Here is a 13,044-nt window from a genome sequence, read left to right on the forward strand (position 1 = left end):
CCCGGCGGTCTGCCCCGGCGTCGCCCGCAGGCCCCCATGGCGGCCCAGGCGCCGGCCGAGAGCCTCTTCGCGCCGCACGTGGCGGGTGCGGGAACTCCCGCCGACCAGCTGCGGCGGCCCGGCGGCTTCGAGACCCCGCGCAACGCTCCGCCCGCCGGTCCCCCCGGGGCCCCGTTCGGTGCGGCGCCCTCGGGTCCCGCAGCCGGCGGCCCGTCGGGCCTCACGGGCCCCGCGAGCACTACCCAGGCCGGCTTCGACATGGGCCAGACCACGCCGATCTTCGAGGAGATCGCCTCCGCCTGGTTCCGCTCGAACCGTGCGGTCCCGGTGCGCTGGGAGGACGGCCAGGATCCGGACGCCGCTCGCGGCCAGGGCCCGCAGGCGTTCCAGCCGGGCCCGCACCAGGGCGGCCCCGGCCGCGCGCCCGAGGGTCCGGTCCGCACGGGCGGACCCGCCCGGTTCGGCCGCCCGGCGGAGGGCGGGCCGGCAGGCCTGCCCCGTCGCACGCCCGGCAACGGGGATCGGCAGCCGCTCGAGGCCCCCGTCGGCGCCCGCGCCGAGGCGGGCCGCGGCCCGGCTCTCCCCGAGCGGACGGGCCCGCAGCGGGACGAGGAGTTCGCCACCGCGGCGGACGAGGGCTGGCGCGCGGCGGAGTCCACCGTCACGGAGGCCGAGCGTTCGGCCGAGGTCACGACCGCCGGACTGCCGAAGAGGCGACCCCGCGCGCGGCTCGTCCCGGGCAGCGCAGCAGGATCCGCGGTACTGGACGGTCCGTCGGCACCCAGCCGTAGCGCCGAGGTCATCCGCGGCCGACTGACCAGCTACCAGCAGGGTGTCCGGCAGGGCCGGGAGAGCAGGCTGCGTCGGCAGGCGGGACCCCCGCCGGCCGGCGGCCCGGCGCGCACGACAGAACAGCAAGGGGAGTCATGATCGGGCTCGAGCGGTCGCACCGAGCGGCCACACCGGGAAGCACCGGTCCGACGAGGATCAACGGGGAGCAGGCGTGACGGCACCACAGTCCCAGCCCAGCCGATTCGGATGGCTGGTCACCAACTTCGCCGAGCGGGTTCCGGGGGTGGCACACGCGATCGTGGTGTCCGCCGACGGCCTGCTGCTGACGGCGTCCGACAGGCTTCCCCGGGACCGGGCGGACCAGCTCGCCGCGGTGGCGTCCGGGCTCGTCAGCCTCACCCAGGGCGCGGCGCGCTGCTTCGACGCCGGCGGTGTGGTGCAGACCGTCGTCGAGATGGACCGCGGGATCGTTCTGCTCATGTCCATCAGCGACGGGTCCTGCCTGTCGGTGCTCGCGTCGCCGAGCTGCGACATCGGTCTGATCGGCTACGAGATGACGCTGCTCGTCGACCGGGTCGGCCAGCTGCTCACGCCCGAGCTCCGGGCCGAGCTGCAGGGTTCGTTCGGGCCCTGATTCCCACCGGCGGCGCCTGCCCGGGCGCCGCCGTTCCCCAGAAGACGACGAATACCCGTCACGATCGGCGTAAGGCAGGTGAGGTCCCGATGGCCGACGGTCCCGGCGACGAGCCGCGGCAGAACGCAGAGCCGACGTTCGCCGACGTGATGAACGGATTCAGCTTCGATTCCGGACGTTCACGCAAGAAGCGCAGGTGGGGACGCCGGCGCGAGGACGAAGCCGTCCAGGACGGCCCCCGCACGCCCTCAGGCGGGTCGCCCCAGGCGCCCGAGCGGGCCGAGAGCGTGCCGCCCGAGCGGGACCCGGAGATGTACCAGACGGGCCCGATCGACCGGGTCCCGTACGAGCCGGTGCCGCCGGCGGCGCCGATCGGCGCGTCCGCGGTCCGGCCCTACGCCTGGACCCGCGGCCGGACCAAGTCCGGCTTCGACCTGGCGATCGAGACCTTGGTGTCGACCAGTCCGCAGGGTCGCGCCAAGTTGGGAATGCTCCAGATGGAGCATCGCTCCGTCGCGGATCTCTGCGAGGAACCGCGCTCCGTCGCCGAGGTGGCCGCGCTGCTGTCCATCCCCCTCGGGGTGGCGCGCGTGCTCCTCGGAGACATGGCCGGTCTCGGCGTGGTGACCGTTCACCAGACCGCGAGCAGCGCCGGCAACCTGCCGGACCTCGCACTGATGGAAAGGGTGTTGAGTGGACTCCGTCGGCTCTAGGCCGCCGCAGCAGGCCGCCTCCACCGCGACGATTTCGGCCAAGATCGTGGTCGCGGGTGGCTTCGGCGTGGGCAAGACGACTTTCGTCGGCTCCGTCTCCGAGATCGTCCCGTTGACCACCGAGGCGGTGATGACCGAGGCGAGTGCCGGTCACGACGACCTCTCGGCGACGCCGAACAAGACGACCACCACGGTCGCCATGGACTTCGGCCGTGTCTCCCTGGACCGGGACCTGATCCTGTACCTGTTCGGCACGCCCGGACAGCACCGGTTCTGGTTCATGTGGGACGACCTGGTCCGGGGCGCGATCGGCGCGGTCGTCCTCGTGGACACCCGCCGCCTCGCGGACTGCTTCGCGGCCATCGACTTCTTCGAGGACCGCGGCCTGCCCTACGTGGTGGGTGTCAACGCGTTCGACGGGCTGATCCAGCACCGCATCGAGGACGTGCGCGAGGCCATGTCCATCGGCGCGGACGTCCCGATCGTCGCCTGCGACGCCCGGGACCGGGAGTCGACCAAGCAGGCGCTCATCGCGCTCGTCGAGCACGCGATGGCGCACCGGATGGCCGCCGGCGCCCGCTGACCCGCCGTACCGGACGGCCCTCCGCGGACAGACGTCCCGGGAGGGCCGTCCTCCGTCGGCGGACGGCCGAGCTCACGTGTCGACCAGCGCGATCGACGTGATCCGGTGCAGCGGTAGCCGGTGGATCTCGCCGCTGACCGCGTCCGTCCCCTCGACGACCCCGGCGCCGATCTGGGTCGGTGCGAGCACCCGCTCCCCCGCGACCCCGTGCCCGTCGACGTAGCCGATCCACACCTGGCCGCGGGTGCGCGCGGCCTGCTGCAACGTCGCGAGCGTCGCAGTGGATCCGTTCGCCGCGCCACGGCGGACGCCGGCGAGCGCGTCCCCGGATCGCATCCTGGCGACGAGTCGGTCCAGCTGGCTGCCGGCGGGCTCGGGTGCGACGGCGGCGCGCCGGGGCCGCCGGGGATCCGTGCGGGCGCCCTTGCCCCCGAGATCCAGCACTCCGCCGGACGCGTCCTCCGCCGCGGGGCTGAACCCGGCCGCGCGCAGCCCGTCCATCAGCTCGGACAGCGGGACCGGGCTGATGGCGACAGTCGGCGCGATCCGCCGCAGTTCCAGGGCCGCGCTCTGCGGATGGGCGATGACCTCGGAGAGCAGCACCTCGTCGTCGGAGCGCAGGAAGGCCGACGCGACGCCGCCGCGCAGCCGGCCGTGCCGCCGCGCGACGTCCTCCACGAGATAGGTCAGGCCCTGCGGCACCGGCGTCGACGAGTGCGCCTCGAGCAGCGTCTTCACGTCCGACGCGGACCGTCCCGCGTCCAGGGCGCGCCGGATGCTCGCGTCGGTGAAGCGGTAGACGGTGGCGCCGCCGCCGGACTCGACGTCCGCGAGGAGCGCGAGCTCACGAGCCAGCTCGGGCACCAGCGGCCCGGGTGCGACCGCGGTGAGGTCCGCCTGCAGCAGGATCCTGTCGACGGGTCGGGGCAGCGTCGCGCGGAGTGCGGCGACGAGAGCGGCCGAGTCGTCTGGCTGCGCGTCCAGCAGCACCCGGCCCGGACCGGTGAGGGCGTCCAGGGCGACGACGCCGAGGACCGTGGCCTCGGCCAGTGTCCAGCTGACCATCTCGTCCCGCAGCCGCCCACCCCGGCGCGGCGCGCGCCACGCCAGCAGGTCCGCGAGCCCGCTGGGGCTGCGGACCGACGTCCCGGCGGGCAGGTCCGCGAGCGCGCCGAGCACCCGGCGTCGGTCCCGGACCGCCAGCGGGCGACGCAGGGTCTCGGACAGCGCGTTGATCGGGCGGTCCTGGTCGTCCCGGCGGCCGACCAGACCCGGGAGCCGGGGCATCTCCAGCCACGCACGGGCGAGGGTGACCCAGCGGTGCTCGGGCCCGCCCGCGGCCCACACGTCGACGTTCGTGGTCGGCATCCACTCGGGGTTCGGGCTGTCGCTCTCCCCGACCAGGTCCGCGGCCAGCGCGACCTCGATGAGCAGCGCCGCGACGGCCTCGTCGACCTCCATCTCCCGGGCCGCGCGGCGCAGTTCGCGCACGCCGAGGCCGCCGGAGCGGAGGACGGGCGGGGGCACCCGGCCCCAGAGGTCGATCAGCCGCTCGACCTTGCGCAGCATCTCCAGCGCGGCGCCCGCGGCGGTTCCGTCCACGACCGAGGGCTCACGGGCGAGCGTCTCCGGGTCCGGCGGCGTCGCGTCGATGTGGCCCATCGGCCGTTCCCCGCGCAGCGCGACCCCCACCTGCAGCGGCAGCTCGACGGTCTCGGGGTCCAGGCGTATCAGCAGCCCGCGGGTGAGCAGCCGCCCGACGGGGCTCGACGGGTCCGACGCGGAACGGCTGCGGCCGATCGGCGGGCCCGCGATCAGCGCGTCCAGCACCCGCTGCTCCTCCGGCGCGACGGCGGCGAGCAGTGCGGGCAGCTCGGAGCTCGCCGCGGGGCCGGACGCCCGGCGCCCGAGGTTGCCCGGATACTGCGGCACGACGTCCCGCGTGGCCGGGACCAGGCACAGCTCGTCGTCCGCGCCCCAGACCAGGGCGCGGGCCCGCAGGGCCGCCAGCGACGCACCGAGGGCCTCCGCGGGCACGTCCGGTCCGAGGAGCCGCGCGATCTCGCCGCGCTCGGCGGGCTCGCTGTCCGCGTCCACCAGCACCAGCGCCTCGAGGACGGCCAGGGTCACGGTGTCCAGATCGTCACACGCGCGGTGCACGGACGCCCGGATCGCCGCCCTCGTCGCAAGCACCGTGAAGTCCCCGGGCGGGGGCACGCCGAGGTCCGGCCGGAGCCTGAGCAGGGCGGCTAGCGTCTCGTCGTCCTGGGCGCGCAGCCAGTCGACCAGCGAGGTGGGCATCGCCCTCCACGGTAGCCGCCGGGGCTCCGCGCTTCCTCCGCACGCCCGATACGGGATACTGGTGTCAGACGAGTGCGGGTCCACTGAGACCCGCGCACCACCACGCACGAGTCGGAGGACACCGTGGCGAAGGCGAAACCTCAGAAGCCCGGCCGCATCGACCCGAACTGGCCGCAGCTGCCGGACGGCGAGCACCCCCTCACCGAGCTCCTCGGACCGGTCCAGGGCTCGTTCTCACCGTTCGGGGAGATCGAGTTCCCGCTGGCGAAGGTGCCCTACGAGCACCCCGTCACCGAGATCAACAAGTAGTCGTGCCGCCTGCCGGCCTGCTGCTCGCCGCGGGCGCGGGCCGGCGGATGGGCGGACCGAAGGCCCTCGTCGAGCTCGACGGGCAGCCGCTGGTCCGCCGGGCGTTGCGCGTGCTCGCCGAGGGCGGGTGCACCCCGCTCGTCGTGGTGCTGGGCGCCTCGGCCGAGCGCGTCGCCCCGCTGGTCCCGGACGACGTGCGGGTGGTCGTCGCCGAGGACTGGGCCGAGGGCATGGGTGCGTCCCTGCGCGCGGGCCTCGACGCCCTGGCGTCGCTGGACGTCGACTCCGCCGTGGTCCATCTCGTCGACCTGCCGGGCGTGACCCCGGAGGCCGTGGCCCGGCTGGCCGCCGCCCCCACCTCGGACGCCCCGGGCCCGGACGCCCTCGCCCGGGCCGCCTACGCCGGGATCCCGGCTCATCCGGTCCTGCTCGGCCGTTCGCACTGGGCCGGGGTCCGGGATGCCGCGAGCGGCGACGCGGGCGCACGGGGCTATCTGAGGGGCAATCCGGCGGTCCGGCTCGTCGAGTGCGGGGACGTGGCCGAGCCCGACGACGTGGACACCCCGCAACAGCTCGCCCGCCTCGGACACACCACCGCCCCGCCGCCGTCGGTGTGACGGGAGCGGGGCGGAGGTCCGGAAGGACCGCTCAGAAGCGGACGACCTGCCCGGGGAAGATCAGGTTCGCGCTCTTCAGCCCGGGGTTCTTCGCCAGCAGGGCCTGGAAGCCACCGGCGACGTCGTGCGCCGCGGCGATCTCGCCCAGGGTGTCCCCGGCCTTCACCGTGTAGGTCCCCGCGGTGGGCTGCGCGGCCGGCGCGGCGGCGGGGGCGCTCAGCCGCACCTGCTGGGCGGGCGCGGAGCGCTGCGTGGCGCCACCGGACGCACCGACCTTCTTCGAGCACGCGGGCCACGCGCCCCAGCCCTGGCCGGCCAGCACCTTCTCGGCGACGACGATCTGCTGCTCACGGGTGGCCTGGTGGGCCGCGGGGGCGAACTGGCCGCCGCCGAACGCGTTCCAGGTGCTCTGGGTGAACTGGAGCCCGCCGGAGAAACCGTTCCCGGTGTTGATGGCCCAGTTGCCGGTGCTCTCGCACTGCGCCAGGCGGTCCCACGTGGAATCGGACGCGGCGTTCGCAGCCGGTGCGGCGACGACGAGCGGGGCGCCGGCGACGGCACCGACGAGAGCGGTGCGAGCGATCTTGCGAGTCGCGCTCGAGGGTTTACGGTGCTTTCCGCGATTGTGCGCCATGACAGTTCTCCGCCGCTGCGCGTGCGGAATCAGACTTCTGGCCGGGGAGCCGGGCAGCGGCAATGTGGGGCCATCGCCGGTCTTTCCGTCCCTGTCCCACGTGAGTGCCTCGGGGGCCGTCACCGCCGGACAGGGAACGCGCTGCGGTGTCGGGGCCCGCCCGCGTGGGATAAACCCGGGGGGATTCGGGAGGGCCGGAGAAGACGGTACGTGGACCGCAGAATCTCGCAAGTGACCTCGACATCGGCGGATCACCGTGCATTACGCCGCCGTTAACCTGCGACGAGCGACGTCCCACCAGGTCAACGACGTTATATAACGAGCAGGACACGGCCGGGCTACGGAACGACATGCGGTCGATCATGTGACCTAGATCACTGCAACCGTGGCGGGCCACGTGGCCCGCACCACGCCCGACGGCGGCACGTAGGGTCACCCACGTGGAGCTCACGCACGTCGACAGCACCGGCGCCGCCCGCATGGTGGACGTCACGGCCAAGGAGCCGAGCGCCCGCACCGCGGTGGCGACCGGGGTGTTCCGGACGACGGCCGAGGTCGTCGCCCTGCTGCGCAGCGACGGCCTGCCCAAGGGCGACGCGCTGGGCACCGCCCGGATCGCCGGGATCATGGGCGCCAAGCGCACGCCGGACCTCGTCCCGCTGTGCCATCCGATCGCGCTCAGCGGCGTGACCGTCGAGCTGGAGCCGGGGACCGACACCGTCGGGATCCGCGCCACCGTACGCACGACGGACCGCACGGGCGTCGAGATGGAGGCCCTCACCGCGGTCGCGGTGGCCGGGCTGACCCTGCACGACATGGTCAAGGCGGTGGACCCGGCGGCCGTGCTGGACGCGGTGCGGGTCGAGCGCAAGGAGGGCGGGAAGACCGGCCTCTGGACCCGCCCGGACGCGCCCGGGGACGAGTCGTGACGACCTCCAGGACCGCCGGCGTCGTGACGGCGTCGAACCGCGCCGCGGCCGGCGTCTACGAGGACCGCGGCGGTCCGTTGATCGTCGACTGGCTCCGGGAGCACGGGTTCCACGTGGCGGAGGCCGTCGTGGTGCCGGACGGCGAACCCGTCGGCCAGGCGCTCCGGGCAGCCGTCGCGTCCGGCCTGGACGTCGTCCTGACGACGGGCGGGACCGGCCTCTCGCCCACGGACGCGACACCCGAGGTCACCCGCGCGGTGCTGGACTACGAGGTGCCGGGGCTCGCGGACGCGATCCGCGCCGCCGGGGCCCCGAAGGTCCCGACGGCGGTGCTGTCCCGCGGGCTGGCCGGAGTGGCGGGACGCACGCTGATCGTCAACCTGCCCGGCTCGCCGGGCGGGGTGCGGGACGGGCTCTCGGTGCTCGAAGGTGTCCTGGAGCACGCCGTGGACCAGCTGCGAGGAGGGGACCACTGATGACCGCAGAGATCCGACGGGCCGCCGTCGGCGAGGACGTCCTGGACGTCGACGAGCACGCGCGGCTGGTCGACGACCCGGCCGCCGGCGCCGTCGTGACCTTCGCCGGAGTGGTCCGGGACCACGACGGAGGACGGTCGGTCAACGGGCTGGAGTACAGCGCGCACCCGACCGCGCAGTCCGTCGTGGCCCAGGTCGCGGCGGACGTCGCGGCGCGCGCCACCGGGGTCCGGGCGATCGCGGTGAGCCACCGCGTCGGCCCGCTCGGGATCGGCGACGTGGCACTGGCCTGCGCGGTTGCGGCGGATCACCGCAAAGAGGCCTTCGACACCTGCGCCGAGCTGGTGGAAGAGGTGAAACGGCTGCTGCCGGTGTGGAAGCACCAGGCGTTCGCCGACGGTTCGGACGAGTGGGTCAACTCGACCTGAGCCGCGCCCGTCCCCCGGGGACGACACCGGGTTGGACCGGGCGCGTCACAGGCGAGCGGCGGCCCGTCAGGCCGAGAGGACCTGGCCGATGCTCAGCACGTCCGGGTTGGCCAGGCCGTTGGCCGCGGCCAGCTTCTGCCAGGTCGTGCCGTGCGCGGCGGCGATCTCGCCGAGCGTGTCGCCCGCCTTGACCGTGTAGTTGCCGCCGGCAGGGGCCGGGGCCACGGCCGACTTCGCGGGGGCCGACTTCGCGGGGGCCGGCGCCGAGGCGCGAACGGCCGTGGGGGCCGGCTTGCCGCTCATGCCCGCCTTCTTCGAGCAGGAGGGCCACGCGTTCCAGCCCTGCGCCGCCAGCACCTTCTCGGCCACGGCGATCTGCTGCTCGCGGCTGGCGTTGTGCGGCAGGCCGGTGCCGCCGTAGGCGCGCCAGGTGGTCAGGTTGAACTGCAGGCCGCCGTAGTAACCGTTGCCCGTGTTGGTCGCCCAGTTACCACTGCTCTCGCACTGGGCGAGGGTGTCCCACGCGGAGGTCGGGGTCGCCGCCTCGGCCGTGCTTGCGAGGGCGACCGGGGCGCCGACCGCGACTGCGCCGGCGACGGCGACACGCAGAAGGCCTCGACCGGAGATACCTCGTGTCATTTTCACAGCTCCATACCGCGCTACCGAGGAATCCCGATGCGAGCGGGCAGGGGAACCCGCACTGCAATCGCAATAGCGATCGGATTGCAACCTTTGCGATCCGGAAATACTTCCTCGCCCTGTCCCGTCTCGTTGCTCGACGGACCGGGAACCGCGGGACAGGGAAGCGTGGCGCGGCGGTTCCGGATGTTTTCCGGCCGAACCCTTCGGCTCGACCGAGGCGGAACGCTACGTTTCGAACAACGGAAGAGGTCAAATTCGTGAAGCGTGACCCTCGTCACTGTAACGCTACACGGTTGTCATTCGAACATGATGGTTTCCCTGGTCAGGACGTCGTTATTACGGTTGCATCACGACCAGACCAATACGACCGATCCGGAACTGTTGTCGAACGGCTCACAAGAGATCAGTTACTCGCTGATCGGTGTTCGACGACCGTGCGTGACGAGGGACGCGCGGCCCCCTGGTGGCCGGACGCCCGTTCGTCGGTCATGCTGGGGTGGTGACCGATTCCGCTCCGGGAACGGGTGACGGCGCCGCCCGCGGCCTCTTCTCCTCCCCGAGTCGCCCGCTGCTCTCGCCGACGCCCTCCGCTCGACGGGCTACCTCGCCGACGACGGCCTCGCCACGGCGACCTTCCTCGCCATGCGCATGGGCCGCCCGCTCTTCTGTGAGGGTGAGCCCGGGACGGGCAAGACCGCACTCGCCCAGGCGCTCGCGACCGTGACCGGCGCCGAGCTCATCCGGCTGCAGTGCCACGACGGGATCGACTCCACCCAGGCCCTCTACGACTGGGACTTCCCCCGCCAGCTGCTGCACCTGCGCGCGCTCGAGACGGCGGCGACGGTGGACGGGGACAGGCTCGACGCGGACGCCGTCGAGGCTTCCCTCTACGCGGATCGCTTCCTGCTCGCCCGGCCGATCCTGCGTGCGCTGCGCACCACCCCGAGCGTCCTGCTGATCGATGAGATCGACCGCGCGGACGACGAGTTCGAGGCCTTCCTGCTCGAGGTGCTGAGCGAGCACGCGGTGACGATTCCGGAGATCGGCGAGGTCCGGGCGAAGGTGCCGCCGATCGTCGTGCTGACGTCGAACCGCACCCGCGAGGTGCACGACGCGCTCAAGCGCCGCTGCCTCTACCTCTGGCTGGACCACCCGGACATCGCCCGCGAGGTCGAGATCCTGAAGAGCAGGCTGCCGGGCGTGCCCGAACGGCTCGCCGCGCAGATCGCTACCACCGCGCACACCCTGCGCCAGTCGGACCTGATCAAGCCCCCGGGCGTCGCGGAGTCCCTGGACTGGGCCCGCGCGCTGATGCTGCTCGGGGCCCGGCACCTGGACGTCGAGAACGCGGCGCGCACGCTGGGCGCGGTGCTGAAGTACCGCGAGGACGCGGACCGCGTCCGCAACCAGCTCGACGCGCTGCTGGCGTCCTGACCCGATGCAGTACCCGAGCGCGGCGCCGCCGGCGGAGGAGGGATCGGACCCGATCCCCGGCCTCGTCGGCTTCACCGAGGTGCTCCGCGCCGCCGGGGTCCCGGTCACGACGGACCGGGTCGCGGCGTTCTTCGAGGCGCTGGACACCCTCGACGCCACCAGCCGGACGCAGAGCTACTGGGCCGGGCGGCTGACCCTGTGCTCGGATCCGGACGACGTCCGGCGGTACGACCTCGCCTTCGACGCCTGGTTCGATCCGCCGAGGGGCGGCCGGACCACGATCAAGGACGACCGGCCGCCGCCCCCGCCCAAGCTCGCCTCCCTGATGCCGGCGTCCCCGCGGGAGGCCGGTCCCGGCGAGGAGGAGGACGGCCCCGTCATCCGGGCCACGGCCTCCGGGGACGAGGTGCTGCGCAGCCGGGACATCGCCGAGCTGTCCCCCCGGAGCGCGAGCACCTGCGCCGGATGCTGGCCCTGCTGCGACCGGCCCCGCCGACCCGCCCGTCCCGGCGGCGCCGGCCCTCCCGGCACGGTGCCGCGGACCCCGGCCGGACGTTGCGCGCGGCCCTGCGCAACCAGGGCGAGATCCGCGAGCTGCACCGGCGGCGGAACTCCCCGCGCCCGCGCAAGGTCGTCCTGCTGATCGACGTGTCCGGCTCCATGGAGCCCTACGCGGACGCGCTGATGCGCTTCGCGCACGTCGTCGTCCGGCGGGCGCCGCGCAGCACCGAGGCGTTCACCCTCGGCACGCGGCTCACCAGGATCACCCGCGAGCTGCGCCAACGCGACACGGAGCGGGCGCTCGGCCAGGCCGGCAAGGCCATCCCGGACTGGTCCGGCGGCACCCGCCTCGGCGAGGTGCTGCAGGCGTTCGTGGACCGGTGGGGTCAGCGCGGGGCCGCCCGGCGCGCCGTCGTGGTGATCTTCTCCGACGGCTGGGAGCGCGGCGAGCCGGACCTGCTCGGCCAGCAGCTGGCCCGGCTCTCCCGGCTGGCCCACAAGATCGTCTGGGTCAACCCGCACGCCGGCAAGGACGGCTACGCCCCGGTCCAGGGCGGAATAGTGGCGGTGCTGCCGTACTTGGACGACCTGTTGGCCGGGCACAGCCTGGACACGTTGCAGAAGCTGCTCGAAGTAGTGCGGGAATCCTGAGGTGGACCGGTATGCGTGACGTGGTGGACCAGCTCGAGGGCTGGTGGAAGAACGGCGAGACGGCGGCGCTCGCGACCGTCGTCGCGACGTTCCGGTCGGCCCCGCGCCAGCCCGGCGCGTCGATGCTCGTCGGGCCCGGCGGCGAGGCGGTCGGGAGCGTGTCCGGCGGCTGCGTGGAGGGCGCGGTCTACGAGCTCGGCCAGGAGGTCCTGACCGACGAGCGCCCGGTCCTGCAGCGCTACGGCGTGTCCGACGACGACGCGTTCTCCGTGGGCCTGACCTGCGGCGGCATCCTGGACGTCTTCGTCGAGAAGGTCTCCCCCGAGACCTACCCCCAGTTCGGCGAGGTCGTGGACGCGATCCGGACCGAGCAGCCCGTCGCGGTCGCGACCGTGGTGTCCGGGCCCGCGGAGCGCCTGGGCAAGCGGCTGATCGTGTGGCCGGACCGGGTGGACGGCACCACCGGTTCCGCCCGGCTCGACGGCGCGGCCGGGGACGACGCGCGCGGCCTGCTCGACGCCGGCCGCAACGCGATGCTGACCTACGGCGTCGACGGGCAGCGCCGCGGCGAGGGCCTCTCGGTGTTCGTCGAGGCGTTCGCCCCGCCGCCCCGCATGATCGTGTTCGGCGCGATCGACTTCGCGGCGGCCTGCGCCAAGATGGGCAACTTCCTCGGCTACCGCGTGACCGTCTGCGACGCCCGCCCGGTGTTCGCCACGGCCAGCCGGTTCCCCGGGGCCAACGAGGTCGTCGTCGAGTGGCCGCACCGGTACCTGGCCGCGGAGGCCGAGGCCGGCCGGATCGACGGCCGCACCGTGCTCTGCGTCCTCACCCACGACCCCAAGTTCGACGTTCCGCTGCTCGAGGTCGCCCTGCGGCTGCCCGAGGTCGGCTACATCGGCGCGATGGGCTCGCGGCGCACCCACGACGACCGGCTCGAGCGGCTCAGGGAGCGCGGCATCACCGACGAGGAGATCGCCCGCATGTCCAGCCCGATCGGCCTGGACCTCGGCGCGCGCACCCCGGAGGAGACCGCGGTGTCCATCGCCGCGGAGATGATCGCGCAGCACTGGGGCGCCGGGGGCTCCCGGCTCGCCGAGCGCGAGGGTCCCATCCACACCTGATCCCCGCCGGCGACGGCGCGTGCACCTGACCTTTCGGAGAGTCCCGGACCGTCCCCTCGGGCGGTCCGCATCCGGCCTCGTCCGGCTAGCGTCCGGGGACGTCGACGAGAGGGGTCTGTGCATGTCGTGCCGCCGTGCCCGTCCGCGCCCCGGCCGAACGGAAGACGGTGATCGGTGACGACCCGTCACGGAGCATCCCCGTCCCACGCCCCTGTGGCGTGCGGCGTCCCGCTCGCCGGAGGGCACGCACGGTGCCGCGGCGGTAACCTCGCTCCG

12 protein-coding genes and 2 pseudogenes are annotated in these 13,044 nt (G+C 73.9%); 11 read left to right on the plus strand and 3 right to left on the minus strand.

The annotated features are described in order from the left end of the window. Positions 1-36: 36 nt before the first annotated feature. From WBK50_RS29470 to WBK50_RS29485, 4 genes are all read left to right on the plus strand, one after another. Entirely contained in the window at positions 37-930 is an 894-nt protein-coding gene (locus WBK50_RS29470) for a hypothetical protein (RefSeq protein ID WP_341338690.1), read from the plus strand. Between the two features lie 73 nt (positions 931-1,003). Beyond that, positions 1,004-1,426, plus strand: a complete 423-nt coding sequence (locus tag WBK50_RS29475) for a roadblock/LC7 domain-containing protein (RefSeq protein WP_341338691.1) — start codon at positions 1,004-1,006, stop codon at positions 1,424-1,426. An 89-nt stretch (positions 1,427-1,515) separates the two neighbouring features. Next, positions 1,516-2,139, plus strand: coding sequence for a DUF742 domain-containing protein (locus tag WBK50_RS29480; RefSeq protein WP_341338692.1), 624 nt, complete (start codon positions 1,516-1,518; stop codon positions 2,137-2,139). Further along, positions 2,120-2,722 carry a GTP-binding protein gene (locus tag WBK50_RS29485; RefSeq protein ID WP_341338693.1) on the plus strand — a complete coding sequence of 201 codons (603 nt, stop codon included), beginning with the start codon at positions 2,120-2,122 and terminating at the stop codon, positions 2,720-2,722. Before WBK50_RS29480 ends, WBK50_RS29485 begins: the two co-directional genes overlap by 20 nt. A gap of 72 nt (positions 2,723-2,794) precedes the next feature. On the opposite strand, the gene WBK50_RS29490 is transcribed toward WBK50_RS29485, so the two are convergent. Next, the gene (locus WBK50_RS29490; RefSeq protein WP_341338694.1) at positions 2,795-5,023 is read right to left on the minus strand and encodes a helicase-associated domain-containing protein; all 2,229 of its coding nucleotides are present in this window, start codon (positions 5,021-5,023) and stop codon (positions 2,795-2,797) included. Between the two features lie 123 nt (positions 5,024-5,146). On the opposite strand from WBK50_RS29490, the gene WBK50_RS29495 reads away from it, so the two are divergent. Both WBK50_RS29495 and WBK50_RS29500 read left to right on the plus strand, forming a co-directional pair. Further along, a complete protein-coding gene (locus tag WBK50_RS29495) occupies positions 5,147-5,332 on the plus strand; it encodes a hypothetical protein (protein ID WP_341338695.1) in 186 nt (61 codons plus the stop codon). Between the two features lie 47 nt (positions 5,333-5,379). Continuing rightward, positions 5,380-5,949, plus strand: coding sequence for a nucleotidyltransferase family protein (locus WBK50_RS29500; RefSeq protein ID WP_445942408.1), 570 nt, complete (start codon positions 5,380-5,382; stop codon positions 5,947-5,949). A gap of 31 nt (positions 5,950-5,980) precedes the next feature. On the opposite strand, the gene WBK50_RS29505 is transcribed toward WBK50_RS29500, so the two are convergent. Further along, a complete protein-coding gene (locus WBK50_RS29505; protein WP_341338698.1) occupies positions 5,981-6,583 on the minus strand; it encodes a LysM peptidoglycan-binding domain-containing protein in 603 nt (200 codons plus the stop codon). A 440-nt stretch (positions 6,584-7,023) separates the two neighbouring features. Between WBK50_RS29505 and moaC the strand changes: the two genes are divergently transcribed. Together moaC and WBK50_RS35485 are read left to right on the plus strand one after the other, a co-directional pair. After that, positions 7,024-7,512, plus strand: coding sequence for a cyclic pyranopterin monophosphate synthase MoaC (gene moaC, locus WBK50_RS29510; protein ID WP_341338699.1), 489 nt, complete (start codon positions 7,024-7,026; stop codon positions 7,510-7,512). After that, a pseudogene (locus WBK50_RS35485) lies at positions 7,509-8,416 on the plus strand (molybdenum cofactor biosynthesis protein MoaE). Before moaC ends, WBK50_RS35485 begins: the two are co-directional and overlap by 4 nt. A 66-nt stretch (positions 8,417-8,482) precedes the next feature. On the opposite strand, the gene WBK50_RS29525 reads toward WBK50_RS35485, so the two are convergent. Continuing rightward, on the minus strand, positions 8,483-9,055 hold the full coding sequence (locus tag WBK50_RS29525) for a LysM peptidoglycan-binding domain-containing protein (RefSeq protein WP_341338702.1): 573 nt from the start codon (positions 9,053-9,055) through the stop codon (positions 8,483-8,485). A 645-nt stretch (positions 9,056-9,700) separates the two neighbouring features. On the opposite strand from WBK50_RS29525, the gene WBK50_RS29530 reads away from it, so the two are divergent. The 3 genes and pseudogenes from WBK50_RS29530 to WBK50_RS29540 all read left to right on the plus strand — a co-directional run bounded on the left by WBK50_RS29530 (position 9,701) and on the right by WBK50_RS29540 (position 12,768). After that, the gene (locus WBK50_RS29530) at positions 9,701-10,492 is read left to right on the plus strand and encodes an AAA family ATPase (protein ID WP_341338703.1); all 792 of its coding nucleotides are present in this window, start codon (positions 9,701-9,703) and stop codon (positions 10,490-10,492) included. 4 nt (positions 10,493-10,496) lie between these two features. Further along, positions 10,497-11,644: pseudogene (locus WBK50_RS29535) on the plus strand (vWA domain-containing protein). A gap of 11 nt (positions 11,645-11,655) precedes the next feature. Next, entirely contained in the window at positions 11,656-12,768 is a 1,113-nt protein-coding gene (locus WBK50_RS29540) for an XdhC/CoxI family protein (protein WP_341338704.1), read from the plus strand. Positions 12,769-13,044 lie beyond the last annotated feature (276 nt).

Origin of the sequence: Pseudonocardia sp. T1-2H, from assembly GCF_038039215.1 — a bacterium.
Lineage (GTDB): Bacteria > Actinomycetota > Actinomycetes > Mycobacteriales > Pseudonocardiaceae > Pseudonocardia.